The organism is Fictibacillus fluitans (genome assembly GCF_030418125.1).
GTDB lineage: Bacteria > Bacillota > Bacilli > Bacillales > Fictibacillaceae > Fictibacillus_C > Fictibacillus_C fluitans.
In genome coordinates, this window is the sequence record NZ_JAUHTR010000009.1 from 177,673 (window position 1) to 203,428 (window position 25,756).

The 25,756-nt window shown below is 46.4% G+C and carries 29 protein-coding genes and 1 other annotated feature; of the genes, 25 read left to right on the forward strand and 4 right to left on the reverse strand.

Annotated elements, in window-relative coordinates:
- Positions 1-40: 40 nt before the first annotated feature.
- From QYB97_RS17050 to QYB97_RS17075, 6 genes are all read left to right on the forward strand, one after another.
- Positions 41-571 carry a GNAT family N-acetyltransferase gene (locus QYB97_RS17050; RefSeq protein WP_301167219.1) on the forward strand — a complete coding sequence of 177 codons (531 nt, stop codon included), beginning with the start codon at positions 41-43 and terminating at the stop codon, positions 569-571.
- Between the two features lie 78 nt (positions 572-649).
- Positions 650-1,585, forward strand: a complete 936-nt coding sequence (gene hprK / locus QYB97_RS17055) for an HPr(Ser) kinase/phosphatase (RefSeq protein ID WP_301167220.1) — start codon at positions 650-652, stop codon at positions 1,583-1,585.
- Positions 1,586-1,612: 27 nt separating this feature from the next.
- Positions 1,613-2,428 carry a prolipoprotein diacylglyceryl transferase gene (lgt, locus tag QYB97_RS17060; protein WP_301167221.1) on the forward strand — a complete coding sequence of 272 codons (816 nt, stop codon included), beginning with the start codon at positions 1,613-1,615 and terminating at the stop codon, positions 2,426-2,428.
- A 23-nt stretch (positions 2,429-2,451) separates the two neighbouring features.
- On the forward strand, positions 2,452-3,093 hold the full coding sequence (ppaX, locus tag QYB97_RS17065) for a pyrophosphatase PpaX (RefSeq protein WP_301167222.1): 642 nt from the start codon (positions 2,452-2,454) through the stop codon (positions 3,091-3,093).
- Between the two features lies 1 nt (position 3,094).
- Positions 3,095-3,610, forward strand: coding sequence for an acyltransferase (locus tag QYB97_RS17070; protein WP_301167223.1), 516 nt, complete (start codon positions 3,095-3,097; stop codon positions 3,608-3,610).
- 87 nt (positions 3,611-3,697) lie between these two features.
- On the forward strand, positions 3,698-4,279 hold the full coding sequence (locus tag QYB97_RS17075; RefSeq protein WP_301167224.1) for a hypothetical protein: 582 nt from the start codon (positions 3,698-3,700) through the stop codon (positions 4,277-4,279).
- Positions 4,280-4,574: 295 nt separating this feature from the next.
- On the opposite strand, the gene QYB97_RS17080 is transcribed toward QYB97_RS17075, so the two are convergent.
- Entirely contained in the window at positions 4,575-5,579 is a 1,005-nt protein-coding gene (locus tag QYB97_RS17080) for a TlpA disulfide reductase family protein (RefSeq protein WP_301167225.1), read from the reverse strand.
- A 92-nt stretch (positions 5,580-5,671) separates the two neighbouring features.
- Between QYB97_RS17080 and QYB97_RS17085 the strand changes: the two genes are divergently transcribed.
- Positions 5,672-5,914, forward strand: coding sequence for a zinc ribbon domain-containing protein (locus QYB97_RS17085; RefSeq protein ID WP_301167226.1), 243 nt, complete (start codon positions 5,672-5,674; stop codon positions 5,912-5,914).
- 55 nt (positions 5,915-5,969) lie between these two features.
- On the opposite strand, the gene cax is transcribed toward QYB97_RS17085, so the two are convergent.
- The gene (gene cax, locus QYB97_RS17090) at positions 5,970-7,028 is read right to left on the reverse strand and encodes a calcium/proton exchanger (RefSeq protein ID WP_301167254.1); all 1,059 of its coding nucleotides are present in this window, start codon (positions 7,026-7,028) and stop codon (positions 5,970-5,972) included.
- A gap of 214 nt (positions 7,029-7,242) precedes the next feature.
- Here cax and QYB97_RS17095 point away from each other — a divergent pair, with 214 nt between their 5' ends.
- From QYB97_RS17095 to QYB97_RS17170, 16 genes are all read left to right on the forward strand, one after another.
- Positions 7,243-8,424 carry an ATP phosphoribosyltransferase regulatory subunit gene (locus QYB97_RS17095; RefSeq protein ID WP_301167227.1) on the forward strand — a complete coding sequence of 394 codons (1,182 nt, stop codon included), beginning with the start codon at positions 7,243-7,245 and terminating at the stop codon, positions 8,422-8,424.
- Positions 8,421-9,065 (forward strand): ATP phosphoribosyltransferase, encoded by a 645-nt coding sequence (gene hisG / locus QYB97_RS17100; RefSeq protein ID WP_301167228.1) that lies wholly within the window; start codon positions 8,421-8,423, stop codon positions 9,063-9,065. Before QYB97_RS17095 ends, hisG begins: the two co-directional genes overlap by 4 nt.
- Positions 9,062-10,342, forward strand: coding sequence for a histidinol dehydrogenase (gene hisD / locus QYB97_RS17105; RefSeq protein ID WP_301167229.1), 1,281 nt, complete (start codon positions 9,062-9,064; stop codon positions 10,340-10,342). Before hisG ends, hisD begins: the two co-directional genes overlap by 4 nt.
- Positions 10,335-10,925, forward strand: coding sequence for an imidazoleglycerol-phosphate dehydratase HisB (hisB, locus tag QYB97_RS17110; RefSeq protein WP_301167230.1), 591 nt, complete (start codon positions 10,335-10,337; stop codon positions 10,923-10,925). The genes hisD and hisB overlap by 8 nt, the downstream gene beginning before the upstream one ends.
- Positions 10,926-11,561: an imidazole glycerol phosphate synthase subunit HisH gene (hisH, locus tag QYB97_RS17115; RefSeq protein ID WP_301167231.1), complete on the forward strand. Its 636-nt coding sequence runs from the start codon at positions 10,926-10,928 to the stop codon at positions 11,559-11,561.
- Entirely contained in the window at positions 11,558-12,286 is a 729-nt protein-coding gene (hisA, locus tag QYB97_RS17120; protein WP_301167232.1) for a 1-(5-phosphoribosyl)-5-[(5-phosphoribosylamino)methylideneamino]imidazole-4-carboxamide isomerase, read from the forward strand. Before hisH ends, hisA begins: the two co-directional genes overlap by 4 nt.
- Positions 12,287-13,045 carry an imidazole glycerol phosphate synthase subunit HisF gene (gene hisF / locus QYB97_RS17125; protein WP_301167233.1) on the forward strand — a complete coding sequence of 253 codons (759 nt, stop codon included), beginning with the start codon at positions 12,287-12,289 and terminating at the stop codon, positions 13,043-13,045.
- Positions 13,042-13,728 carry a bifunctional phosphoribosyl-AMP cyclohydrolase/phosphoribosyl-ATP diphosphatase HisIE gene (hisIE, locus tag QYB97_RS17130; protein ID WP_301167234.1) on the forward strand — a complete coding sequence of 229 codons (687 nt, stop codon included), beginning with the start codon at positions 13,042-13,044 and terminating at the stop codon, positions 13,726-13,728. Before hisF ends, hisIE begins: the two co-directional genes overlap by 4 nt.
- A gap of 260 nt (positions 13,729-13,988) precedes the next feature.
- Positions 13,989-14,211 (forward strand) — a binding site (T-box leader).
- 47 nt (positions 14,212-14,258) lie between these two features.
- Positions 14,259-15,503 carry a tyrosine--tRNA ligase gene (gene tyrS / locus QYB97_RS17135; protein ID WP_301167235.1) on the forward strand — a complete coding sequence of 415 codons (1,245 nt, stop codon included), beginning with the start codon at positions 14,259-14,261 and terminating at the stop codon, positions 15,501-15,503.
- Between the two features lie 282 nt (positions 15,504-15,785).
- Positions 15,786-17,387: a tetratricopeptide repeat protein gene (locus QYB97_RS17140; RefSeq protein WP_301167236.1), complete on the forward strand. Its 1,602-nt coding sequence runs from the start codon at positions 15,786-15,788 to the stop codon at positions 17,385-17,387.
- A gap of 102 nt (positions 17,388-17,489) precedes the next feature.
- Positions 17,490-18,434, forward strand: a complete 945-nt coding sequence (trxB, locus tag QYB97_RS17145; protein ID WP_301167237.1) for a thioredoxin-disulfide reductase — start codon at positions 17,490-17,492, stop codon at positions 18,432-18,434.
- A gap of 235 nt (positions 18,435-18,669) precedes the next feature.
- The gene (locus QYB97_RS17150; protein WP_301167238.1) at positions 18,670-19,128 is read left to right on the forward strand and encodes an 8-oxo-dGTP diphosphatase; all 459 of its coding nucleotides are present in this window, start codon (positions 18,670-18,672) and stop codon (positions 19,126-19,128) included.
- Between the two features lie 72 nt (positions 19,129-19,200).
- The gene (rapZ, locus tag QYB97_RS17155; protein WP_301167239.1) at positions 19,201-20,076 is read left to right on the forward strand and encodes an RNase adapter RapZ; all 876 of its coding nucleotides are present in this window, start codon (positions 19,201-19,203) and stop codon (positions 20,074-20,076) included.
- Positions 20,077-21,021, forward strand: a complete 945-nt coding sequence (locus QYB97_RS17160; protein WP_301167240.1) for a gluconeogenesis factor YvcK family protein — start codon at positions 20,077-20,079, stop codon at positions 21,019-21,021.
- An 84-nt stretch (positions 21,022-21,105) separates the two neighbouring features.
- A complete protein-coding gene (gene whiA / locus QYB97_RS17165) occupies positions 21,106-22,050 on the forward strand; it encodes a DNA-binding protein WhiA (protein ID WP_301167241.1) in 945 nt (314 codons plus the stop codon).
- Positions 22,051-22,092: 42 nt separating this feature from the next.
- Positions 22,093-22,350, forward strand: coding sequence for an HPr family phosphocarrier protein (locus tag QYB97_RS17170; RefSeq protein WP_301167242.1), 258 nt, complete (start codon positions 22,093-22,095; stop codon positions 22,348-22,350).
- Positions 22,351-22,556: 206 nt separating this feature from the next.
- Here QYB97_RS17170 and clpP read toward each other — a convergent pair whose 3' ends face one another.
- Positions 22,557-23,156 (reverse strand): ATP-dependent Clp endopeptidase proteolytic subunit ClpP, encoded by a 600-nt coding sequence (gene clpP / locus QYB97_RS17175; protein ID WP_301167243.1) that lies wholly within the window; start codon positions 23,154-23,156, stop codon positions 22,557-22,559.
- Between the two features lie 244 nt (positions 23,157-23,400).
- On the reverse strand, positions 23,401-23,613 hold the full coding sequence (yvfG, locus tag QYB97_RS17180) for a protein YvfG (RefSeq protein WP_301167244.1): 213 nt from the start codon (positions 23,611-23,613) through the stop codon (positions 23,401-23,403).
- A 263-nt stretch (positions 23,614-23,876) separates the two neighbouring features.
- On the opposite strand from yvfG, the gene cspD reads away from it, so the two are divergent.
- Together cspD and rpoN are read left to right on the forward strand one after the other, a co-directional pair.
- Positions 23,877-24,077, forward strand: coding sequence for a cold-shock protein CspD (cspD, locus tag QYB97_RS17185; protein WP_061971998.1), 201 nt, complete (start codon positions 23,877-23,879; stop codon positions 24,075-24,077).
- Between the two features lie 117 nt (positions 24,078-24,194).
- Positions 24,195-25,514 carry an RNA polymerase factor sigma-54 gene (gene rpoN, locus QYB97_RS17190; RefSeq protein WP_301167245.1) on the forward strand — a complete coding sequence of 440 codons (1,320 nt, stop codon included), beginning with the start codon at positions 24,195-24,197 and terminating at the stop codon, positions 25,512-25,514.
- Positions 25,515-25,756 lie beyond the last annotated feature (242 nt).

Below are 25,756 nucleotides of genomic sequence, written 5' to 3' on the forward strand. Positions count from 1 at the left end.
TAAAAGATAGAAGACGTTCCTGCTATAAAGGAGGGGAAACATGGAGTCGCAAAGACTGATCTATCGAGCGTACACCAAAGAGGACGATGAATTCTATGCTTCCTTGTGGGGACAGCCTGATATTGTCAGATACATAGGCAAAGGACTGACCAAAACGAAAAAGGAGGCAGTACGCAGTCTGGAGAATTGGATTCTCCCTGGGTATAAAGATGGAATGGGGCTGTTTGTCATCGTTCTTAAAGAAAGCGGGGAACCCATCGGACATGCAGGTCTCGTTCCTCAGGTCGTGGAAGGAAGAAAAGAAACAGAAATTGGTTACTGGCTTAAAAAGCCATTCTGGGGAAAAGGATATGCGTCTGAAGCTGCCGGCTTTTTTATGTCATACGGTAAATTACAGCTTCATCAACCCAGGCTCATCTCACTGATCCATCCCAAAAATACAGCGTCCATTGCCGTGGCAAAAAAGCTGGGTATGGCCTATGAAAAAACGGTATTCTTTAATGGAAGCCGTACACGTGTTTATGCGACCGGACAGCCGCAAACCTTGTGGGAAGCGAAAGCTGGGGAATAACACGGAAATTGTGTTTTGTTTCCGTATTGCCGATAGTGTTACAATAAAAAAGAATGCAAGAACTTTTAGGAGGATACCATGGCAAAAATACATACAAAAGAGTTGATCGATAAGTTTCAGCTTGAGTTGGTCAGTGGGGAAGAAGGTGTTCACCGAACCATCACCACGAGTGATATTTCCCGTCCAGGTCTGGAGATGGCTGGTTATTTTACCTATTATCCGGCAGAGCGCCTGCAGCTGCTGGGTAAAACGGAGCTTACGTTTATCAGTGAATTGCCGCAGCAAATTCGCAGAGAGCGGATGGAGCAGCTGTGCACGGATGAAACACCGGGAATCATCATCTCACGTGAAATGGAAGTACCGAAAGAACTCCTTATTGCTTCACACGGGACAGGCGTTCCAATTATGCGTACGAAAATGACAACAACGCGGCTGTCGAGCAGGCTGACCAATTACCTGGAAAGCAGATTGGCGCCAATGACCGCTGTTCATGGTGTTCTTGTTGATATATATGGGATAGGCGTCCTGATTAAAGGGGACAGCGGAGTAGGAAAAAGTGAAACCGCACTGGAACTTGTTAAACGGGGCCATCGCCTGGTGGCTGATGATTCGGTCGAAATCCGTCAGGAAGATGAAGAAACCCTGGTGGGCAGTGCACCTGAGCTGATTCAGCATCTTCTGGAGATCCGGGGACTGGGTATCATTAATGTGATGACCTTGTTCGGAGCAGGAGCGATCCGCAATTACAAGAAGATTTCCCTGATTATCCATCTTGAAACCTGGGATTCCAAAAAGGTTTACGACCGGCTCGGGCTGGAAGAAGAAACGATGAAGATACTGGAAACGGAAGTTCCGATCTTGACGGTTCCTGTCCGTCCAGGACGAAACCTTGCTGTTATTATAGAAGTGGCTGCCATGAACTTCCGCTTGAAGCGAATGGGAATGAATGCAGCCAAGCAATTTAATGACAGATTAACCGATGCTATTGCTTCAGGGGATGACATCGAGCTGTAGAAAAAGAATGCAAAAGGAAGTGGAACCGTGAATTCAAGTATTCAACCAATCGACCGTGTTGCCTTTGAGCTGGGGCCGATTACTGTGTATTGGTATGGTGTGATCATTGGTTTAGGTGCCCTGCTTGGGCTTTGGATTGCTGTAAGAGAGTCGGAAAGGCGCGGACTGGGCAAAGACACTTTTGTCGATGTTGTCATGTGGGCGGTCCCGATCGCAATCATTTGTGCAAGAATTTATTATGTATTATTTGAATGGGATTTCTACAGCAAGCATCCTGGAAAAATCATCGCCATCTGGGAAGGCGGCATCGCCATCCATGGAGCGCTTATCGGGTCATTTTTAACCGCCTTTATCTTTTCCCGTGTTCGCGGCATATCCTTTTGGAAGCTTGCCGATATCGCGGCTCCGAGCATTATTCTCGGGCAGGGAATCGGACGCTGGGGAAATTTTATGAACCAGGAAGCCCACGGCAGGGAAGTCAGCCGCAGCTTTTTGGAAAACACGCTTCATCTGCCCGATTTTATTGTGAACCAAATGTACATAAATGGCACATATTACCATCCTACGTTTTTGTATGAATCCCTGTGGGATATTGCCGGATTTGTCTTGCTCATGCTGCTCCGGCGTGTGAACCTGAAAAGGGGAGAACTCTTCTTAAGTTATGTAATCTGGTATTCCATCGGCCGTTATTTTGTGGAAGGCATGCGCACGGACAGCTTGATGCTCACTTCAAACCTGCGGATTGCACAGGTCATCTCGCTCGTTTTAATTGCCTTATCCATCATTCTCATTGCGTACCGCCGAAAAGCCGGATTGGCCGAGAAGCGCTATCTTGAAGGGTAAAAAAGAAAGGAATCTGAAACGTTATGAAAATCAATACCGCACTTTTTGATTTGGACGGGACGTTGATCAATACGAACGAACTGATCATCGCCTCGTATCTCCATACGCTGGATAAATTCTTTCCGGAACAGTATAACCGGGAGCATATCCTCCCCCTCATGGGGATGCCATTGATTGAAACGATGGAGCATTTTGACAAAGATCAGGTGGAAGACTTGATCGAAACTTACAAGGATCATAACCTTTCACATCATGAAGAACTGGTTACCGAATTTGAAGGTGTAATCGAAACCATTGAAGCTCTTCATAAGAATGGATACAAGCTGGGAATCGTTACGACCAAAATGAGGAATTCCGTCAATTTGGGGCTTAAGCTAGTCGGACTGGACAAGTACTTTGAAACGATTGTAACGCTTGATGATGTGGAGCGTGCGAAGCCTGATGCAGAACCGGTGGAAAAAGCGCTTGCGCTGCTAAACGCCAAACCGGAGGAAGCTATCATGGTCGGTGACAGTAAATATGATATTCTGGCCGGTAAAAATGCGGGGACAAAAACCGCCGGTGTTTCGTGGACCATACGGGGAAGGGAATACCTTGAGGAGTTCTCTCCGGACTATATGCTCGATCACATGACAGACCTGCTGACCATTTTAGGAGAGAAATAACGTGAGAAAAACGGAACGGTATCCAGTTGAAGGCAAAAACTCGCTTTATCAAATCTACGCTACCGTTCCTTTCTGGAAGGTCGCAAAGAATTTTATGGCCATCCAAATCGCCCGCTATACTCCTTTTCTTCCATTGAAGAACTGGATATACAAAACCTTTCTCGGAATGAAGGTAGGAGAGGATACAGCGGTAGCTCTGATGGTGATGATGGACATTATGTTTCCGGAGCGGATCACCATCGGGAGAAATTCCGTTATCGGCTACAACACGACAATCCTTGCCCATGAGTACTTGATTTCCGAGTACCGGCTCGGTGATGTGCATATTGGGGATGAAGTCATGATCGGGGCGAACAGCACCATTTTACCTGGTGTCTCTATTGGAGACGGCGCCATCGTTTCGGCTGGAACACTTGTGAACAAGGACGTGCCTGCTGGCGCCTTTGTCGGGGGAAATCCGATGCAGATGATTTATACGAAAGAAGAGCGTGAAGGACGGGAACGGGAAAAAAGTTGAATTTTGTCGTGCTTTCGGCTATTGGGTTTTGTGAACGATAGGAGTATACTTAAAGCAAGACAACTCGGTAAGCAGGAGGGAAGTAACTTGAACCGGAAATCTTTTTCTATTTTTTTTGTCAGAAATACATTTAAAGTAGGGCATTTAATGGATGAATGCAAAGTGAGCAAGCATCCGGCAGCCCAGGCAAGCAACAATACCGAACATCTTGCGACAAGGGATGCTTACCGTTTCCGTGCTGCAGTTTCCAAGTTAAAAGGAAGCTCGTTTGTGAAGCATTATGAACTTCACGATGACAAAGCCAGCGTGTATTATTTTGGCGATTATACATCTTATCGAAAGTTCGTTCATCAGCCTTCTCTTACAAAAGAAGATTACCTGCAGTACCTGGGTTCGGAGGAAGCGGTCTGCCAGCTCCTTCTGGATTCTACCGTTTACTTGCTGAAAGAACTCCATTTTCTTAATCATATTACGATTGAAATTCCTAACCATGGAAAGAAATATACCGTCAGTGTTTCCCGAACCGAACTCAATGAGCACCTGAATTGTGAGCTTTCGGAAATGAAGGACGGGCATCATCATCGCTTTTATTTGCTCTGCCGCGATTATGAGGTAAAGAACTTTGCCGCCCGCTTTGTGAAAAAGAAACGCATTCGCAGAAGTCAATAGCAGTTAAAAAGAAACCCAGCAGCCTTCACAGGCGGCTGGGTTCAGTACATAAGGAGCTGTCCTGAAAGTCAAAAATTGACCTTCAGACAGCTTCTTTTTGCTTAAAAAAGCTTCCATGAAAAGTAGATTGTAGTGGAAGGTGCGGGACTCCTTCGGGTAAAGCGGGACAGATGAGACTAGGGAGGTGCCCGCACCGGTAAAGGAGGCGCTCGCGCCGGTAAAAGCGAGTGGCCTGGAACGAAAATCAACGGCTTCCAGACTTCATGGATAGCCCCTTGTTTGTTATAAAGGGGCGCTATTGTATGAAAGACGCCATCATCTCCCGGTTCAATGGACCGATGTGCTGCTGAACAATTTTGCCTTGAGGGCTGATGACAAACGTGGTCGGAAGTGTCATCACACGAAACCTTTTACTAACGGTCCCTGTTTTATCAAGCAGAACAGGAAACGTCAAGCGGTGCTTCTCTGTAAAGGCACGGGCGGCCTGGACAGAATCCTCAGATGTGAGATGAACGGAAAGGATTTCGATCTGCTGATGCCGGTTCTCTTTATAAAACTTTTCCATTTCCGGCATTTCTGCCTGGCAGGGAGGGCACCAGCTGGCCCAGAAGTTTAAAAATACGGTTTTACCTTTAAAATGTGACAAGGATATTTTCTTGCCATCCAGTGTTTTTAGCGCAAAATCTGGAGGAACATTACCTTGTCTGAGCCCGGTGGTTGAAACGGCATCTGCCCTTATTTCAGCTTCATCAGGCTTAAGCCAAAGGAAGGATGTACTGCCCAGGGCGAGCAACAGCACCAGTACGGCAGAGATGGGAAAAAGGCGGTTTTTTTTTCTGGATAAAAAAATAGCCAGTCCTCCTGAAGATATCAGGCAAATGATAGAGACAAGCATATCTTTTGCAAGAAAAGCCCGAAGGAATCCATAGACAAGAAAAAAGGAAAATCCCTCCAGACAGAGAATATGTAAAAAGGCGTACAGCGAAAGAGAAGATTTGGAAAGCTGAAGGAATACATAGGCAAGGGCAGCTGCTGCACCGATCAGGATTCCGGGTTTGCCGCCTGAGAAATAGAGCAGATAGACGGGATGTTTGAGGGACAGTACAGGGTGCAGCAGGAAATAGCTTAGTTTCCATACGAAAACGGAAAGCAGAGCTGCGTTCCAGGTAAGGTGCCATTCCTCCCGTTTTGCTTTTCCCAGCTTCAGGTAAACCGTACCAAAAGCAACCAGAAAAGAAACAAGCAAATAAACTGTCTGTACATCCAAATGCAGGTTCCCCCATTGAATATAGTCTTTCATATTCAGTCTCCTCCTTCTATGCGTACTACTAGTATTACCATATACGAAGAGAAGGACAAGTATGTTATCACTTTTGGTTGGGAGGAAAGGAAATGGGCGTTGTAGAAGACAAAATCCATGAGAAGTTTAAATGTGTAAAGTGCGGCCATGGACGGTGTAAAACGAAGGAGCTTGCCATGACGGGCTCGGGGCTCAGCAAACTGCTGGATCTCCAGCATAATCATTACTTATTTGTTTCGTGTGAGAATTGCGGGTATGTTGAAGTGTACAATCCATCCATTTTGGAAGGAAAGAAAGGGCAGCTTGGAACCATTTTGGACCTTTTCTTCGGATAAAAAAAGCTTCAGCACAAAGAGGGAATGTGCTGAAGCTTTTTCTTTTTGTGTCTGGTTACAGCAGGTAGAAGCCCACGCCCATAATCATATAAGCGGCTAACAGTGTAAGCCCTTCAAACCAGTTGGTGTCCCCGTCATTTGTAATGGAGATGGTGAGAAAGACGGCCAGGACCATGGATACCAGTTCGGGCATCGAAAATACAAGGGACATTTGCTTTTCGAAGAATACAGAAGCCAGTACCAGAACCGGTGCGACAAACATGGCAATTTGAAGGGTTGACCCTACGGCGATCTCAACCGTTACACCCACTTTGTTTTTGTAGGCCATCATAACGGCAGAGGCATGTTCTGCCGCATTACCGACGATGGCAACAATGATGATCCCGATGAAGATTTCACTCCAGCCAAGCGTCTCGCCCACCTCTTCAAAGGTATGGACAAGATTCTCGGATATGTAAGCAACAGCCAGTGTGGCAAGTCCCAGAACAAGAATAGACTTCGACTTTGTCCATTCCGCTGTTTCTTGTTCCTCATTTTCTCCTTTTTCTTCGTCATAGGCATAAACTCCGCGATGGGTGACGAGTTTAAAGTAGAGAGCAGCAAGATAAAGAATGATCATAATGGCAGAAACCCAGATACTGAGAGTAAATGATTCCTGATCATTGAGTGTCATGGAGAACACTTCAGGGAATACAAAAGCGACAACGATGGCAAAAATCATTAATCCTGCATTGTGCTGGGCATCATGAACATTAAATCGCTGGCGCTTGAACTTGAGTCCGCCGATAAAGAAGGATAACCCACCCACAAGCAGGAGGTTTCCCAGTACCGAACCAGTCAGCGAAGCGAGCACCACGGAAATCAGCCCCGCTTTTAAGGCGAAAATGGAGATGATCAGTTCAACCGCGTTTCCAAATGTGGCATTTAGCAGTCCGCCGATCCTCGGCCCAACCACGATGGCCAGGCTTTCCGTTGCTCTTCCCATATAGGAGGCAAGAGCTATAATGGTGACACAGTAGATGATGAATGAAGCTACAGCCGGCCAGTGTAGCAGGGCCGCTGCCACAGACAAAGGAACACCGGCTAAGATTAGTATAAAAAATATTCGATTGATCACAACGTAAGCTCCTTTATCTTGATTTTAATGATCTTGTAGCATTATTCCCTCTTTTTTTTTCCTGTAACGTATTTTAACGTTTTTAAAAGAAAGCAGGCAACAGTTTAATGAGCGGGATATTGACGAACCGCAAAAAGAAGTGTAGACTACAACGTATAATTTATCTCGGTAGTATATTAGCGAACTAAAGCATAAGTGAAGGTGTGAGTCGATGTCGAAGCCATTTGTTTTTGAAAAGCCAATGGGAATGAGGGATACTCTTCCTGTTTTATATCAAGTAAAGCAGCAGGTTCGAACGGTAATGGAGCAGGAAATCCGTGATTGGGGATACCAGTTCATCCAAACCCCGACACTGGAATACTACGATACGGTGGGTGAAGCTTCCGCCATATTGGATCAGCAGCTTTTTAAACTGCTGGATTCAGAAGGGAAAACACTTGTGCTGAGACCGGACATGACGGCTCCGATCGCACGTGTTGTTTCTTCCTCCATGAAAGATGTTGCTTATCCAATCCGGCTTGCATACGACTCTGCGGTGTTCCGGTCCCAGCAGCGGGAGGGTGGACGCCCTGCGGAGTTTGAACAGGTTGGGGTTGAATTGATCGGAGACGGTACGTCAAGTGCCGACGCCGAAGTGATTGCTCTGATGATATCCACCCTTTCGAAGGCGGGATTACAGGAGTTTAAAGTGGCTGTTGGCCATATTGGTTTTTTGAATGAACTTTTTGTTGAAGTGCTTGGAAACGAAGACCGTGCAGAAGAACTGCTGCGCTTCTTATATGAAAAAAATTATGTTGGTTATGCCAGTCATGTGAAGAACCTTCCTTTATCATCGATTGATAAAAAAAGGCTGCTGGACCTTCTTCACCTCCGCGGGGGAGAGGACGTGCTGCGGTCGGCTGAGGAATTGACAGCCGTTGGAGGAAAAAAGGCGATCAGTGACTTAAGGGAACTTTTGAACATTCTTGAACTTTATGGCGTGCAGGATAAGGTGGTTCTTGATTTCACGTTATTCAGCCATATGAGCTACTATACAGGAATTGTTTTTGAAGGGTACACCAACCAATTGGGATTCCCGCTATGCAGCGGAGGACGCTATGACCAGCTCCTTGGGGAGTTCGGGCGAAGTGCCCAGGCGATCGGGTTCGGCATCCGGCTGGATTACCTTCTTGAAGCATTGAGTGCGAAAGAACCTTTAGCTGTAAGGACATGCATCATTTTTAGTGCGGAAAACCGAAAAGAAGCCATTGCCAAATCGCGTGAACTGCGCGAACAGGGACATTCTGTAGTGGTTCAGGATATATCGGGTATCGGCAATGTGGACGAATACAGCAGCCGGTTTCAAGACGTAATTTATGTGATCGGCAAAAGCGAGAAAGGAGAGGCACGATGAGCAGTTTACTCACAGTCGCAATGCCTAAAGGGCGTATTTTTCAGGAAGCAGTGGAATTGCTGCGCCAGGCGGGCTATCCGCTGCCTCCCGAGTTCGAAGATTCAAGAAAACTGATCATTGAGATCGAAGAAGCTGGAATGCGCTTTATCCTGGCGAAACCGATGGATGTTCCAACCTATGTGGAACATGGTGTTGCGGATGTAGGCATTGCAGGAAAAGATGTTATGCTCGAAGAAGAGCGGGACGTGTATGAGGTTCTTGATCTGAAAATCAGTGACTGCTACCTGGCGGTGGCCGGCCTCGCGGAACTAAAGGAGCATTCGGTTGCCCCGAAAATCGCCACAAAGTATCCGAATGTGGCGGCACAGTACTTCCGGGAACAAGGAGAACAGGTAGAAATCATTAAATTGAACGGTTCCATCGAGCTCGCTCCGCTGATCGGCCTTGCCGACCGAATCGTCGATATTGTATCAACGGGAAGAACATTAAAGGAAAACGGACTGGTTGAACTGGAGAAAATCAGGGAGATTACTTCCCGGATCATCGTGAACCCTGCAAGCTACCGCATGAAGGCCGCCGTAATCGACGAACTGGTCGAACGCCTGAGCAAAGTCGTGGAGAGCAAGGAGGAGATCAGGTGAGGATTGAACGCGCAGCAAATCTAAACAGCTTGAAACGAAATATTGACCAGGACTCGGAAGCCCAGCTAAAAGCGGTGAAAAGCATTTTAAACCAGGTTCGCGAACAGGGCGATGCGGCATTGTATGAGCTTACAGAGAAGTTTGACAGAGTTCTGCTGAGTGAGCTAGAAGTGACGGAAAAAGAGATTGAGCAAGCCTACAGCGAAGTCGATGACGAAATGATTGCCATCATTAAAGAAGCGGCAAAGAATATTGAAGACTATCATATTCAGCAAAAAAAGCAATCGTGGTTCATAACCAAAGAAGACGGAACACTGCTAGGGCAGAAGATAACACCGCTTGATTCAGTCGGCGTGTATGTGCCAGGCGGAACGGCAGCTTATCCATCCTCGGTGCTTATGGGTGTGATGCCGGCGAAGGTAGCAGGAGTCGGAAGGATCGTGCTTGTTTCTCCTCCGGGAGAGGACGGAAAACTCCCGGCCGGTGTCCTGGTTGCTGCGAGAGAAAGCGGGATCACCGCCATTTATAAAGCTGGCGGTGCGCAAGCGATTGGTGCGCTTGCCTATGGTACGGAAACCATCCAAAAGGTGGATAAAGTCGTCGGCCCGGGAAATGTTTATGTAGCCCTGGCGAAGCGTGAAGTCTTCGGTACAGTGGATATCGACATGATTGCGGGCCCAAGCGAAATAGCGGTTCTGGCGGATGAAACCGCCAATCCTGTTTATGTGGCGGCCGACCTTCTGTCACAGGCCGAGCACGATCCCCGTGCAGCTGCGGTCCTCGTAACCACCTCCGAGAAACTGGCGAACCAGGTGGCAGAGCAAGTGGAAATCCAGCTGCAATCATTGCCAAGGCAGGAGATTGCCAGAGAATCGATTGAAACCCATGGAGCGATTTACCTCGTAGACAGTCTCAGCGAGGGTGTGGACGTCATCAATGAAATCGCCCCCGAGCATTTGGAAGTGATGACACAGCATCCCATGGAGCTTTTGGGTAAAATCAAACACGCAGGGGCTATTTTTCTTGGTCCGAACTCGTCCGAGCCGGTGGGGGATTACTTTGCCGGAAGCAATCATGTGCTGCCGACGAGCGGAACCGCCCGCTTTTCCTCGCCGCTCAATGTGGATGATTTTACGAAAAAATCAAGCGTCATCATGTACAGTGAGAGCGCCATACAGGAAAATGCAAAAAAAATCGCAGCATTTGCCCGGCTTGAGGGACTGGAAGCTCATGCCCGGGCAGTAGAGAAAAGACTGGGGGAAAGTGAACATGAGTAACCGCACGTATTCAATTGAACGAAACACAAAAGAAACTCAGATTGGCCTTTCTTTTGATATAGATGGAGACGGCCAGGCGTCGATTGATACACCTGTTCCGTTTCTAAACCATATGCTTGACGGCTTTGCCCGCCACGGGCTTTTTAATTTAACGGTAAACGCTGAGGGTGATACCGAAATCGATGATCATCATACGACCGAGGATGTGGGAATCTGCCTGGGGACTGCGATTAAAGAAGCTCTTGGTGATAAAATGGGGATCAAGCGCTACGGAAATGCGTTTGTGCCTATGGATGAAACCCTTGCACAGGTTGCCATCGATTTAAGCAACCGCCCGCATTTGGAATTTCGTGCAGAGTTTCCTTCGCAAAAGGTAGGAACCTTTGACACCGAGCTGGTGCATGAATTCTTTTGGAAACTGGCCCTTGAAGCACGTATGAATCTTCATGTGATTGTTCACTATGGCACCAATACGCATCATATGATCGAGGCGGTCTTCAAGGCGTTTGCCAAGGCTCTGGATGAAGCTACCCTCATTGACCCGAGAGTGAAGGGTGTCCCTTCCACAAAGGGGATGCTGTAAATGATCGGCATCATTGATTATGGAATGGGGAATCTTCATTCGGTAAGCTCTGCGCTCAAACGGCTGAAGCAGCCCTACTTTTTGTCCGATAAAAAAGAAGAGCTGGCTAAAGCGGACAAGCTGCTTTTGCCTGGTGTGGGATCATTTAAGGATGCTATGCTGATCCTGAATGGAACAGGTCTTACAGATTTTATAAAAGAAGAAGCGGCCGCGGGAAAACCGCTTCTTGGCATTTGTCTTGGCATGCAGCTGCTGTTCGAAGAAAGCGAAGAAAATGGCCTTACCGAAGGCCTGGGATTCCTCCCTGGCAGGGTTGAGCGGTTTTCAGGCGTCACAAATAGCGGAGAAGCATACAAAGTGCCTCATATGGGATGGAACAAACTGCAGTACAACCGCAGATCTCCTCTTATTGAGAACCTGGACGAGGGCTTTGTTTATTTTGTTCATTCGTATGTGGTTCAAAGCGATGAACCCCAAACCGTGATTGCCGGGGCGCAATACGGGGACAGGGATGTACCGGCCGTCGTCGGCAGGAACAACATTTTCGGCACACAATTTCATCCTGAAAAAAGCTCGGAAGTCGGCATGACGATCTTGAGCAATTTTTGCAACTTGGCAGAGGAGGCAAAGGCATGAGCGAATTTATCCTGTATCCTGCAATAGACATGCGCGGCGGAAAATGCGTAAGGCTGCTGCAGGGAGATTACGACCAGGAAACTGTATACGGCGATTCTCCATTTGAAATGGCAAAGCAATTTGCCGAAGCAGGAGCACAGTGGATCCACATGGTCGACCTGGACGGCGCAAAGGCCGGAGAACGGGTTAATCATCAGCATGTGGTCAGGGTGGCCAAAGAACTTCAGGTTTCCGTGCAGATCGGCGGGGGCATCCGCAATGAGGAAGATGTCGCCTTTTACCTGGAAGAAGGCGTCAACCGGGTAATTCTTGGCAGTGCGGCCATTTCGAATCCTGAATTTGTCATCAGTATGCTCCGTAAATACGGCAGCCAGATTGCCATCGGAATTGATGCGCGTGACGGCTATGTCGCAACAGAAGGCTGGCTGAACACTTCTGAAATCAAAGCGTCCGAGCTGGCGGAAAAGCTCGGGAATGAAGGTGCTGAAACGTTTATTTTCACGGATATCTCCAAAGACGGCACCCTCCAGGGACCGAACACAGAAGCAATCGGAGAGCTCGCAGGATTAACCGGTAAGGATGTTATTGCTTCAGGTGGTGTAAGTTCTCTTGATGATCTCGCTGCCCTTAAGGAAGACCACCGGGGCATTGGAGGCGCTATTATCGGAAAAGCGCTTTATACAGGGCGGTTTACACTGCAGGAAGCATTAGAGAAGGTGAAATAAATGCTGACAAAACGAATCATACCCTGCCTGGATGTAAAAGAAGGCCGGGTGGTAAAAGGAATACAGTTTTTAAATCTGCTGGATGCAGGTGACCCTGTGGAGCTTGCGGCTTTTTATGACAGAGAAGGTGCGGACGAGCTTGTTTTTCTTGATATTTCAGCATCACATGAGGGGCGCCAGACGATGATTGATGTGGTCGACCGGGTAGCAAGCCAGCTCGCCATCCCTTTTACCGTGGGAGGAGGCATCAACTCGCTTGAAGATATGAAGCGGGTTCTCCGGGCCGGAGCAGATAAAGTATCCGTAAACACAGCGGCCCTGCTGCGCCCTGAATTGATTACAGAAGGGGCAGACTATTTTGGTTCACAGTGTATCGTAACAGCCATTGACGCCAAGTATGATGAAAGCCTTGGTTCCTGGAGGGTGTACACGCACGGCGGACGCAAGCCGACAGAGTGGGAAGTGACTGACTGGGCCAGGGAGGCCGTCAAGCGGGGAGCCGGTGAAATCCTGCTGACAAGCATGGATCAGGACGGTGAAAAAACCGGGTTTAATCTAGCGCTGACCAAAGCCGTCAGCGAGGCGGTCACCGTTCCTGTCATTGCTTCAGGCGGAGCAGGCAATGCCGAACACTTTTATGAAGCTTTTACCGATGGAAAAGCTGATGCCGCTTTAGCCGCGAGTATTTTTCATTATAAGGAAACCTCTGTGCGGGAAGTAAAGAAAGAGCTAAAAGAAAAAGGAGTGGTGATCCGATGAACCTGTCTTCGATCAAGTTTGATGAAAAAGGATTGATCCCGGCCATTGTTCAGGATGCACGGACAAAGAAGGTACTGACACTGGCTTATATGAATGAAGAATCGTTGCAAAAAACGCTGGAGATCGGGGAAACCGTATTTTACAGCCGTTCCCGCCAGGAGCTTTGGCATAAAGGCGAAACGTCGGGAAACACCCAAAAAGTAATCGATATTCATGTGGATTGTGACCAGGATGCACTCGTGGTATTTGTGGATCCGAAGGGGCCTGCCTGCCATACCGGTTCGGAAAGCTGCTTTGGCGCTGTCGACCGGTCTGAGGCAGAAGCGAGCGGGAAAACGTCCTACGGAGACATTGTGCCTGGTAAAGAGGGAACGGCTCAAGGAAAATCTCAGGATATCTTGAATGTGCTGCAGGGTCTCATTGCCGAGCGTGAACGTGAAATGCCGGAAGGAGCCTACACGACCTATCTGTTTGATAAAGGCGTGGACAAGATTCTGAAAAAGGTCGGAGAAGAAGCGTCAGAAGTCATTATTGCTGCGAAAAACCGCGATAAAGAAGAGCTGAAATGGGAAGCTGCCGACCTCATTTATCACCTTCTTGTTCTTCTGCAGGAACAAAAGCTTCCGTTTACTGAAGTTTTGGGAGTTTTAGAGGAACGCCATACATCAAAAGACCGTAAATAAGGTTTATGTTGGGCCGCCGGGGATCTTGCCGGCGGATTTTTTTTGGATTTGCTGAATTGAGCATAATTCGGGATAATTGGGCGGAACTCATCATTAATTGGGCATAAATTAAACAAATTGGGCGGAAATACATCATAATTGAGCATAACTAAATATTCAAACTTTTCCCGTCCTTCTCCACAGGAAAAATTCAAAATATGTTAAATCCTCACTTGTATTCATCTCCCCAATACACTAAACTAATGAGAAACCAATTTCGTAAAAAAGTAATGAGAGGAACGAGTAGTAGCGGTCTCCCTGTTTTTAGAGAGCCGGTGGCAGGTGCAAACCGGTACAAAGATCCTTATGAATTACCTCCTCAAACTTTCTTTGTGAACGCCGGATTTCGCGGCTGATAGCAAAGAACGGCATGAACCGTTATTTTACCGAGTGGAAGCCATGCTTCAACAAGGGTGGTACCGCGTGAAAAACCACGTCCCTTCTATAGGAGGGATGTGGTTTTTTATTATAAACAGAAAGGAATGGTTTTGATGAACAAAAATATTGAACAGCTGTCTGCAGTCCAAAAAAAAGAGATGGAAAGGCAATATGCTTTGTATGCCAATGGTGTGAGCGAAATCATTCCTGCCCTTGAACTGAAGCAAAAAATCGCGAAATCGCTGCTTGAAAAGAAGCCGCTGAAGGTTAAGCTGGGACTGGATCCTTCCGCTCCGGACGTTCATATCGGGCATACTGTCGTTCTGCAAAAACTGAAGCAGTTTCAGCAACACGGCCATATGATCCAGTTGATTGTCGGGGACTTTACAGGGAAAATCGGCGATCCCACCGGAAAGTCGGCTGCCAGGAAGCAGCTGACAGATGAAGAGGTGAAGCATAATGCACAGACGTACGTTGAACAGTTTGGAAAAGTGCTGGATATGGAGAAGGTGGAGCTTCACTATAATTCACGGTGGCTGAGCGCTCTGAACTTTGAGGAGGTCGTCCGGCTGGCGGGCAGTATTACTGTCGCCAGGCTGCTGGAACGAAATGATTTCAGCCAGCGGATTTCTGCAGGAAAGCCGATTTCCCTTCACGAATTTTTTTACCCGTTAATGCAAGGGTATGATTCGGTTGTACTGGAAAGTGATATCGAGCTTGGCGGAACCGATCAGCATTTTAATGTGCTGATGGGGAGGCAGCTTCAGGAGCATTACCAAAAAGAAAAGCAGGCCGTCATTCTGCTTCCTCTGCTGGAAGGGCTGGACGGCGTGGAGAAGATGTCGAAATCCAAAGGCAATTACATTGGGATTCAGGATGAGCCGAATGATATGTTTGGCAAAACCATGAGTATTCCAGACGAATTGATTGCGAAGTACATCGATTTGGCCACCAGTTTTGATCTGAAGAAAAAAACCCAGCTGAAAATCGATTTGAAATGCGGCAAGCTTCATCCCCGTGATGCCAAGGTTATGATCGCTGAAAACTTCGTGACGATGTTTCATGGAAGAAAGCCGGCAGAGGGGGCGGTCCATCATTTTCAGCAGGTGTTCCAACACAAAAAACTGCCTGAAGAAATACCAGCCGTCGTGTGGAAAAAGGCTTCTGAAATTTCGGTTGTCGATCTCATTGTCGAGCTGGGATTGCTTCCCTCGAAGAGCGAAGCGCGCAAGATGATCCAAAACGGAGGAATTAAACTGAACGGCGAAAAAGTGACAAACATATCACTTGAGATTGAGATAAAAAATGATACAATCATTCAAGTAGGAAAAAGAAAGTTTTTAAAATTGACGTTATAGATCCGTGTCACCGTTTCCTTTTTTGGGGAGGCGGTGATGTTCTGTCAGGGAAGAAGTTGATGACAAAAAGTGTCTGCAGCACCCATTAGGCGGAAAGGATATTATCCATAAATAAGGAATTCTGAAATGTTTAAAAAGCCTTTGTCGAAAGTTTCCTTGACAAAGTTACAAAAAGGGTATGTAAGACACTTTTAGTGTGTGTTATACTTTTTTGGGTTGAAATTGAACGGAGATAAAAAAAGGCTATGTAATGGACCTTTTTACATAGAGTTGGAGGAAAGAATGAAAAAGGAAAAACACGCGGAAAGTGACATGCGAATACTTCCTTTCATGCAGGATGGAACGGATTATTTCCATCGGGGTATTAAAGCTTACCGGAAAAAGGATTTGAATAAAGCAAAACGTTTTTTTGAACGGGCAGTGTTTTTGCAGCCTGAAGAACCGACATTTTATTGCCAGCTGGCCACCACATTGGCCGAGCTGGGTGAATACGATAGATCAAACCTGTATTTGGAGCAGGTTCTTGAAACCATGGGACAGGACATTAGTGAATGCTATTTTTTCATGGCAAACAATTATGCCCATATGGGAATGTTTGAAGAGGCGGAAACTTATGCTTCTCTTTATATGAAAAAGGATCCGGATGGCGAATTTGCAGATGATGCGATGGAATTGCTGGACCTCATCCATTTCGAAACAGGAAGTGAGCCGCTGACTGAAGAAGAAGAGCTGATCGTCGGGCACGAAGAGGCACGCCGCAGTATTGAGAACGGTGAACTTATCGAAGCAAAGGCTCTGCTGGCAGATTTGATCCGCAAGCATCCTTCATTTTGGGCCGCCTATAACAATCTGGCATTGACCCATTTTTATTTAAAAGAATATGACGAAGCACTGGGAGTGCTGAACCAGATTCTCGTGAAAAACCCAGGCAACTTAAATGCGTTGTGCAACCTCGCCATTTTTTATGAACAGCTGGGCCGGACGGATGAAGCAGCACAGCTGGTGGAGAGCCTCAAGAAGGTTTTTCCCATCCATCCCGATCACCGTTACAAGCTGGGCAGCACCTTTGGTTATTTCAATGAGCATGATTATGCGAACCGCTGGCTGACTTCCATCAACAAGCATTATTATTTTAATGACCCGGCCTACCTGCATTTCCTGGCCGTTTCTTACCATGCCACAGGAAAACCGGAGCGTGCGGTTCATTGCTGGTCAAAGGCTCACGAAATTGATCCTGACGGTCAGGTGGCGCCTCATTATTTAAAGCAGGCAAAAGAAGGAACGCTTTCGGTTACAGGAACAGATTATCAATACCGGGTGCCCTGGATGGCCAAACCGGAAAATGCGCAAAGCGGTGATTTTGTACAGAGATTTAACAATGTAGCGCGCGGCCTTCAAAAAAATAAATTGGTGCATTTAACCCTGATGAGGGGGAACAATAGCGAAGAAAACCTGGATGTGCTCAAGGCCTTTTGCGGAAAGGTGGAGGAGCATTCGGTATTGAAGGAAGTTGCAGCCCATCTTTTACTGGAGATGGAACCCCGGGTGCCGGTTTTCATTAAACGGGAAGACGGCGAACAACGGGTTGAATCCATGTCGCCGATTGTGGCAAGCGGGTTAAACATACTGTCCATTTTAAAAGAAAACGGTGCATCCATCGATGATGATGTAACGTTCCTGTGGCTTGAAACCATGATTTTGGCTCATTCCGACAGTTCACTTTTAAGAAATCATACGGCCATCGCCGCAGCGATCGATTATGTGGCAAGAAAAAGAAAAGACGGGGCAACACAGCGCCAGATTGCAGAGTTGTATGGAATTACGGTCTCCATGCTTGCTTCCCGCATTCAGTTTATTAAACGGGGTCTCGAACGGGTAGATTGAGCAAATCGATGGACGAAAAAGCTTTTGCCCTATACCATGTAGGTACAATATCCGATATCTTAAGACAGATGTTCTGGGGAAGGACAAAAGGAGTGGATCAAGATGACTGAAGAGAAAATTTACGACGTACTAATCATCGGAGCAGGTCCCGCCGGTATGACAGCTGCTGTCTATACATCACGGGCAAACCTCAGCACATTAATGCTTGAACGCGGAATTCCGGGCGGACAAATGGCCAATACCGAAGATGTAGAAAACTATCCGGGGTTTGAAACAATCCTGGGGCCTGAACTATCCAATAAAATGTTTGAGCATGCCAAAAAGTTCGGAGCAGAATATGCTTATGGCGATGTAAAAGAAATTATCGATGGTGAAGAATATAAAACCGTTGTTACTGGAAGCAAACAATTTAAAGCGCGATCCATTATCATCGGAACCGGTGCTGAATACAAAAAACTCGGCGTGCCCGGGGAAAAAGAATTTGGCGGACGCGGTGTTTCCTACTGCGCAGTCTGTGACGGTGCGTTCTTTAAAAACAAAGAGCTTGTCGTAATAGGCGGAGGGGACTCTGCCGTGGAAGAAGGTGTGTATCTCACTCGCTTCGCCACCAAAGTTACCATTGTCCACCGCCGTGACAAATTGCGTGCACAACAGATTCTTCAACAGCGCGCGTTTGATAATGAAAAAGTGGATTTCCTCTGGAATCACACCGTTAAGGAGATTCACGGAGAAAACAACAAGGTAAACAAGCTGACTCTCGTAAGCGCTGAAACCGGTGAAGAGCGGGAATTCTCAGCAGATGGCGTGTTTATCTATGTGGGTATGCTTCCGCTGAACGCAGCGTTCCTCAACCTCGGAATTACAAATGAGGCAGGATATGTTGAGACCAACGAGATAATGGAAACCAGGGTTCCGGGTATTTTCGCTGCCGGAGACGTCAGGGAAAAAACACTGCGCCAAATCGTAACCGCTACAGGTGACGGCAGTATCGCGGCACAGTCTGCTCAGCATTATGTAGAGGAACTGAAAGAACGGATTCAAGCCTAATCCGTAATTGTGTTTTAATCAGAATGTAACAGTGGTGAAATAAAAAAGGGGTACTATAAATAATAAGAATTGACCCCCTTTTTATAAAGTGCAAGACTTTGGCGCGGATAGTTTCCGCGCCCTTTTTTTGTGCAGCTGGCAAAAACCCTCGGAAAATGACGGAACGAGTTCATTGTGAGGGGCACTTATTTTTAGTATACTAAAGTTAATGTAACAGCTTATCGAGGTGAACATTGTGCAAAGAGTAACAAACTGTGTACTGGTTAACGAAAATGAAGTACTCCTCCTGCAAAAACCGAGAAGAGGCTGGTGGGTTGCGCCAGGCGGGAAGATGGAGTCAGAAGAATCTATCAGGGATTCAGTCATCCGTGAATATCGTGAAGAAACAGGAATCTATATCAAGAATCCTCAATTGAAGGGTGTATTTAATTTTATCATTAAAGAACAGGACAAGATTATTTCCGAATGGATGATGTTCACCTTTTTAGCAACCGAAGCTGAAGGAGAAGCATTGGAGGAAAGTGATGAAGGGAAGCTGGCCTGGAAACCCGCAGCAGAAGTAAGAAACCTGCCCATGGCTCCTGGCGATCATCACATTCTTGACTATGTCCTCACCGGAACAGGAATGATTTTTGGAACGTTCACTTATACACCTGATTTTGAACTTTTATCGTACCGCCTTGATCCGGCATAAGAAAAAGTTATCAGAGGGCCGGGACTTCACATATATTATAGACAAAATGATTCGACAAGGGGGAGAGCGGCCATGGAAAAGCAGGATGTACAAATGGTGATTATAACAGGGATGTCAGGTGCCGGAAAAACCGTAGCGATGCAGAGCTTTGAAGACCTTGGTTTCTTCTGTGTTGATAATCTTCCGCCCGCACTTCTGCCCAAATTTGTAGAGCTTATGGAAGAATCGGATGGAAAGCTGAACAAGGTGGCACTTGTGATGGACTTGCGGGGACGCGAGTTTTTTGACCAGCTCTTTACCACACTGGACCAGCTGCCTGTTCATTCGCACATACAGCCGCAAATTATTTATCTTGAAAGCAAGGATGCCGCACTTGTCCGCAGGTATAAAGAGACGCGGCGGTCGCATCCGCTGGCGAAAAGCGGAAATCCTCTTCAGGGCATCATGCAGGAAAGAGAAATGCTTGAGGATTTGAAGGGCCGTGCCCAACAGGTGATCGACACAACTGACCTCAAACCGATACAGCTGCGTGAAAAGATTATTGAGCGTTTTTCACCGGAAAAATCGCATCCATTTACCGTGAACATCATGTCGTTCGGGTTTAAATACGGAATGCCGATTGATGCTGATCTCGTGTTTGATGTCCGGTTTCTGCCGAATCCGCATTACATCGATCATATGCGCCCAAGAACGGGACTTGAACCGGATATCTCAGAATATGTTCTGCGCTGGCCGGAAACGAAAACGTTTCTTGAAAAGCTGATCGATTTATTAAACTTCATGATTCCGCAATATAAGCGGGAAGGGAAAAGCCAGCTGATTATCGGAATCGGATGCACAGGAGGCAAGCACCGTTCGGTTGCTCTGGCAGAGTACATCAAAAATGCTCTGTCCAAGGAATTTGTAACGCTGAGCAGCCATCGTGACATGGGAAAGGATAAGTCATAAATGAAACCTATATCAAAAGTCGTCGTCCTGGGAGGGGGGACAGGGCTCTCTGTACTTTTAAGAGGCTTAAAAAGGTTTCCGGTTGATATCACAGCGATCGTAACAGTCGCTGATGATGGCGGAAGCTCAGGGCGCCTGAGAAAAGATTACGACATGCCTCCTCCGGGCGACATACGCAATGTTCTTGCCGCGTTATCAGAGGTAGAACCGCTTGTGGAGCAGCTTTTCCAGCACCGGTTTACAACGGGTGACGGCATTACAGGGCATTCCCTCGGGAATTTGCTGCTGGCTGCCATGCATGATATTACCGGGGATTTCGTCATGGGGATCAAGGAATTAAGCAAAGTTTTGAACGTGCGGGGACAGGTGCTTCCGGCGGCTAATAAAAGCGTGATTTTAAACGCAGAATATGAAGACGGCTCGATCATAACAGGTGAATCAAAAATTCCTTTGCGGAACAAACCGATTAAACGTGTATTTTTGACACCGGACCATATCGAACCGCTGCAGGCAAGCGTTGATGCGATCAATGAGGCAGACTTAATCGTGGTTGGACCGGGAAGCCTTTATACGAGCATCCTTCCCAATTTATTGGTTGGAGGCATTCGGGAGGCCGTCTGTAAGTCAACGGTGCCTAGAGTTTATGTCTGCAACGCAATGACGCAGCAAGGGGAAACCAATCATTTTTCAGCAAGTGACCATGTGCAGGCACTGATCGACCACTTTGGGGAAAAAATCATTGATGTCGTCATTGTAAACAATGAAATTATTCCTCCCGAGTTTCTTGAGCTGTATCGCGAAGAAGGAGCCGAGCAGGTAGTTTGTGATATCGAAAGTTTAAAATCTTTTGGATTTGACATTATTAGTGATAATATAATTCAATATGGCACATTAGTACGCCATGATGCGAGACGTGTATCTGAACTTCTTCTTTCTTTGCTGTAAGGAGAACATAATCAGAAATTAAGGCTGATAGCAGCTGTGTTACCCTCACGTTACCGTACAGGATAGGAGAGGGGTGAGAAAAAGATGTCATTTGCAGCAGAAACAAAAAAAGAGCTGACAAAGCTCGAAATCAAGGATTGCTGTGCAAAGGCGGAACTGGCGGCACTTATTAGGATGAATGGCTCCATTTCTTTTTCCAACCGTCTGATCGTTTTGGACATTCCGACCGAAAATGCAGCAATTGCACGCCGGATTTATACATTGATTAAGAGAGTGTATTCCTTTCATGTGGAGCTCCTTGTCCGTAAAAAGATGAGACTGAAAAAGAACAATGTCTATATTGTCAGACTGACAAGGGAAGCAAGGACTCTGCTGGAGGATTTAAATATTATAGATGAAACCTTTACATTTAATCGCGGCATTGCTGATGAAATACAAAGAAAAACCTGCTGCCGCAGATCATACATGAGAGGAGCTTTTCTTGCCGGAGGCTCCATTAATCATCCTGAGACAAGCTATCATCTCGAGATTTTTTCCATGTATGAAGAACATACTGCCGCCCTTTGCGAATTAATGAATACCTTTGATCTTAAAGCAAAAATGCTCGAGCGGAAAAAAGGGTATATTATTTATTTGAAGGACGGAGAGAAAATATCCGAATTCCTGACTCTGATCGGAGCGCACAATGCGATGCTTTACTTTGAGGACGTAAGGATTTTAAAGGATATGAGAAACTCGGTGAACCGTCTGGTAAACTGCGAAACAGCCAACCTGAACAAAACAGTCGGAGCTGCCATGAGGCAGGTTGAAAACATTAAGTTTATTGAAAATGAGGTTGGACTTGAAATACTCCCTGACAGGCTTCGCGAAATTGCCGAACTCCGGGTGGCTCATCAGGAAATTACCCTGAAGGAGCTCGGGGAAATGGTTTCCTCCGGACCCGTCAGCAAATCCGGTGTGAATCATCGTTTGCGTAAGATTGATGAAATCGCTAACAAAATTCGTTTAGGCCAACCCATTTCTAAATAAAGCATCCCATTATTTTCTACTATTTTACAAGGAGGAACAGCCATGATTGAAAAGCAGGTAACTGTTCAATTGAAAACAGGACTGCAAGCTCGTCCCGCAGCTCTGTTTGTTCAAGAAGCGAACCGTTACAATTCTGAAGTGTTTGTTGAAAAAGACGGAAAACGGGTCAACGCAAAAAGCATTATGGGCATCATGAGCCTCGCCATCGGTTCAGGCGTGGACATTACCATCTCTGTTAGCGGCCATGATGAAGAAGAGGCCATTAAGGGGCTTGAAGCCTTTATTACAGAACGGGATTAACAAATATAAAAAGGGCAAAAGCGTTTGGTGATGACAGCATCACCAAACGCTTTTGCCCTTTTTGTTTATCTCTTTGTTTTGGCGAACATCGCCAGAATCAGCAGAAGGATAACAATTACGCCGATGGAGATCAGGACGTTGTAAAAATTCATTCCACCCTCCAAATGAAAAAAAGCCGCTCAGTGGTGAGCGGCTTTTCTATTGTTTTACAGGTTTTTTGGATCTTCGACAGAAGCAATTACCCGGTCAACCAATCCGTATTTAACCGCATCTTCAGCAAGCATGAAGTTGTCGCGGTCGGTGTCGCGTTCGATGACTTCAAGCGGCTGGCCAGTTCTTTCGGAAAGAATTTTGTTTAGCTGTTCACGCATTTGGATGATACGGCGGGCATGGATTTCGATATCCGTTGCCTGACCGCGTGTTCCGCCAAGCGGCTGGTGAATCATGACTTCGGAATTCGGAAGCACATAACGTTTTCCTTTTTCACCGGCTGCAAGCAGGAATGCTCCCATGGAAGCAGCCATACCAATGCAGATCGTAGAAACATTAGGCTTAATAAAGTTCATGGTGTCATAAATCGCCATTCCAGCTGTAATGGATCCGCCGGGACTGTTTATGTAAAGAGAAATATCCTTTTCCGGATCCTCGGCAGCCAAGAAGAGCAGCTGTGCCACGATGGAGTTTGATACATTGTCGTCAATTCCGCTTCCAAGCATGATAATACGGTCTTTTAACAGACGGGAGTAAATATCATATGCGCGTTCGCCACGGTTTGTTTGTTCAATAACTGTAGGAATTAAATTCATGAATAATCCTCCTTATACCTTATAGGGTGTGTTTTCATGTGTTACTGCCATCATACAAAAAAGGTCAAAAAAGGTCAAACAAAAAGCTTCTTAGTTGTTAATTCTATGTAGAGGCGCAACAATCCTTTATTTAACAATATGTTTGGACTATCTTCATCATTCCCGGGTTGCCGGGATTTAAACGTATCTTCCCTAAAGTTTTACTAGATAAAGAGTGTCGCCCAAGTATATAAACTTCTGCACCTTACGAATTTTTTATGTTGTTGTACGCTTCCTCCAGATTGCGGATCCGCCTGACGATTTCTCCATTCTTATTTAAATGGTCGTTAATCAGCGTACCCACGATTGAGCGGTAATAGGCATTCATGGCGTGGGATTTTGTAAACACATCTTTGTTCCGGTCGATATACTGCAAAAAGTTCTCTTCAAAAAATTTCACTGAAAATTGTTCAGCCATTGTTATAGCACTCCTTTTGTCCAACTGCTTCTATCGTATCAGATTCCTTGTTCCTACCCTAATGAAAAATTTCATTGTGTGAACATTAAATAATCTTCTATCTCCTTTTGACAATTGGAAAATCCCATGATATATTTGTGCTGACCATATACGTGTTATGATGACTGGATGTAAACGGTAAATGTTTTGCTTTTAGTTAGTAGCAATGTTACATGGTTCCAATTTTTAAAGCGCTTTAAACGCGCTGACAGGAGGATATACCCATGCAAAACGGGAAAGTAAAATGGTTTAACGCAGAAAAAGGATTCGGCTTCATCGAAGTTGAAGGCGGAGACGATGTATTCGTACACTTTTCTGCAATCCAATCTGAAGGTTTCAAATCTTTAGACGAAGGTCAAGAAGTATCTTTCGAAATCGTTGAAGGTGCTCGCGGACCACAAGCTGCTAACGTTACTAAACTTTAATAGCACGATAAAAAGAGCCAGACATGGCTCTTTTTTTAATGCTGAAAAAAGCTTCAATATAAGAAACAGTGTTGCCATTTGACAATCTGTAGTATCATAGCTATAGGAGGGATTCATATGGAGCTGGGTTTATTTCAACAACAAAACTTAAGTCTTGTTATGACAGCTGAGCTTCGCCAGGCCATTGCCATCCTGCAATATCCTTGCTATGAACTTTCTCGATTTTTACAGGAACAGGCGGTTGAGAACCCATTGATAGAGTTGTCCGAATCATCCGCTGTTTTCGAGAAAAGTAAAAAGAAAGCGCTTCAAAAAAATCATTCTCATCAGGATGCCGACATGATCGGGAGAATGCAGCCGGCAGAATTGACGATGCATGACCATCTGCTGCATCAGGTGCTGGATATGCCCATACCTGAAAACCAGGCAGCTGTGGTGCGCTATCTTATATTGAACATTGACCATGCCGGGTACCTCGACATTACCAGGGAAGAAATGCTTGAACGCTTCTCCATTACTTCTGCTTTATTTGATGAATGCATAGATTGGCTGCACCAGCTTGAGCCTGCCGGAATTGGGGCAAGAAATTTGCGGGAATGTCTGATTCTTCAGATGAGGGCATTGGGAATGACGAAGCATGATCTGCCGTATCAGGTGGCTGATCGCTATCTGGATCTGCTGGCTGAGAGAAAACTGAAGCAGATTGCCAGTTTCCTCGCTGTTACTGTCCAGGAGGCTGAACAGGCAGGAGACTTTATCCAGTCGCTGGATCCTAAACCAGGCAGGAAGCTCTCACAGCCTTCCGATATGGGGTATCTGTATCCGGATTTATCTGTCACAGAAAACAACGGGAGCTACTCCCTTTCAGTTAACGAACAATTTATGCCCAAAATCGGCTTGAATGAAGGTTATGCCAATCTTCTTCATACCAAAGCCGGCGGGGCTGCCCAATACTTGCAGGAGCACTTCCAAAAACTTCAATGGCTGCAAAAGAGCCTGGAGCAGAGGAAAAACACGCTGATCATGATTGCCAAAGAGATAGTATCTGCACAGCAGCGGTTTTTAAAGTGGGGACCCGAGCACCTGGTTCCCATGACCCTGAAGGAAGTCGCTGACCGGATCGGAATGCACGAATCGACCGTCAGCCGTGCAGTGAAAAACAAAATTATACAGACGCCAAGAGGGGCGTTTGAACTAAAATACTTTTTTACAACCAAGATAGAAACAGTGGGCGGCGAGAACGCTTCTGCACAGACCGCAAAGCTTGCGATCAAAAAACTGGTGGAATCCGAGGATAAAGCCAAACCACTATCCGACCAGGCCATCGCCGAACGGCTTGTTGCGGAAAAAGGATTAAACATTTCAAGAAGAACGGTAGCGAAGTATAGAGAAGAATTGAATATTCCCTCCTCATCTAAACGGAAAAGGTATTCATGACAGCTCTTACCCAAAGAGCTGTTTTTTATAGGTTTTGTTTTGCAGCCTTTTCATCTCTGAAAGTGGTTGATTTCCGTTCCGGACCGCTCGCTTTTACCGGCGCCAGCGCCTACCTTGTGGGCGGGCGCTGAGCCTGGCCGGCGTAATCGCCTGCTTCCTTGTCGCAAACTCCTGAAGTCCGGCGAAACGCCTTCCTTACTGGTGCAAGCACCTACCTTACCGGTGCAAGCACCTACCTTACC

What these genes read in the sequence shown, in the direction of transcription:
- hisB (WP_301167230.1), top strand. Translation starts at nt 10,335, where the DNA reads ATGAGTAACCGCACGTATTCAATTGAACGAAACACAAAAGAAACTCAG.
- rpoN (WP_301167245.1), top strand. Translation starts at nt 24,195, where the DNA reads ATGGAGCTGGGTTTATTTCAACAACAAAACTTAAGTCTTGTTATGACA.
- yvfG (WP_301167244.1), bottom strand. Translation starts at nt 23,613, where the DNA reads ATGGCTGAACAATTTTCAGTGAAATTTTTTGAAGAGAACTTTTTGCAG.
- QYB97_RS17085 (WP_301167226.1), top strand. Translation starts at nt 5,672, where the DNA reads ATGGGCGTTGTAGAAGACAAAATCCATGAGAAGTTTAAATGTGTAAAG.
- QYB97_RS17050 (WP_301167219.1), top strand. Translation starts at nt 41, where the DNA reads ATGGAGTCGCAAAGACTGATCTATCGAGCGTACACCAAAGAGGACGAT.
- QYB97_RS17160 (WP_301167240.1), top strand. Translation starts at nt 20,077, where the DNA reads ATGAAACCTATATCAAAAGTCGTCGTCCTGGGAGGGGGGACAGGGCTC.
- hisA (WP_301167232.1), top strand. Translation starts at nt 11,558, where the DNA reads ATGAGCGAATTTATCCTGTATCCTGCAATAGACATGCGCGGCGGAAAA.
- hprK (WP_301167220.1), top strand. Translation starts at nt 650, where the DNA reads ATGGCAAAAATACATACAAAAGAGTTGATCGATAAGTTTCAGCTTGAG.
- hisIE (WP_301167234.1), top strand. Translation starts at nt 13,042, where the DNA reads ATGAACCTGTCTTCGATCAAGTTTGATGAAAAAGGATTGATCCCGGCC.
- QYB97_RS17140 (WP_301167236.1), top strand. Translation starts at nt 15,786, where the DNA reads ATGAAAAAGGAAAAACACGCGGAAAGTGACATGCGAATACTTCCTTTC.
- rapZ (WP_301167239.1), top strand. Translation starts at nt 19,201, where the DNA reads ATGGAAAAGCAGGATGTACAAATGGTGATTATAACAGGGATGTCAGGT.
- whiA (WP_301167241.1), top strand. Translation starts at nt 21,106, where the DNA reads ATGTCATTTGCAGCAGAAACAAAAAAAGAGCTGACAAAGCTCGAAATC.
- hisF (WP_301167233.1), top strand. Translation starts at nt 12,287, where the DNA reads ATGCTGACAAAACGAATCATACCCTGCCTGGATGTAAAAGAAGGCCGG.
- QYB97_RS17095 (WP_301167227.1), top strand. Translation starts at nt 7,243, where the DNA reads ATGTCGAAGCCATTTGTTTTTGAAAAGCCAATGGGAATGAGGGATACT.
- clpP (WP_301167243.1), bottom strand. Translation starts at nt 23,156, where the DNA reads ATGAATTTAATTCCTACAGTTATTGAACAAACAAACCGTGGCGAACGC.
- hisG (WP_301167228.1), top strand. Translation starts at nt 8,421, where the DNA reads ATGAGCAGTTTACTCACAGTCGCAATGCCTAAAGGGCGTATTTTTCAG.
- QYB97_RS17080 (WP_301167225.1), bottom strand. Translation starts at nt 5,579, where the DNA reads ATGAAAGACTATATTCAATGGGGGAACCTGCATTTGGATGTACAGACA.
- QYB97_RS17170 (WP_301167242.1), top strand. Translation starts at nt 22,093, where the DNA reads ATGATTGAAAAGCAGGTAACTGTTCAATTGAAAACAGGACTGCAAGCT.
- tyrS (WP_301167235.1), top strand. Translation starts at nt 14,259, where the DNA reads ATGAACAAAAATATTGAACAGCTGTCTGCAGTCCAAAAAAAAGAGATG.
- hisH (WP_301167231.1), top strand. Translation starts at nt 10,926, where the DNA reads ATGATCGGCATCATTGATTATGGAATGGGGAATCTTCATTCGGTAAGC.
- trxB (WP_301167237.1), top strand. Translation starts at nt 17,490, where the DNA reads ATGACTGAAGAGAAAATTTACGACGTACTAATCATCGGAGCAGGTCCC.
- ppaX (WP_301167222.1), top strand. Translation starts at nt 2,452, where the DNA reads ATGAAAATCAATACCGCACTTTTTGATTTGGACGGGACGTTGATCAAT.
- cspD (WP_061971998.1), top strand. Translation starts at nt 23,877, where the DNA reads ATGCAAAACGGGAAAGTAAAATGGTTTAACGCAGAAAAAGGATTCGGC.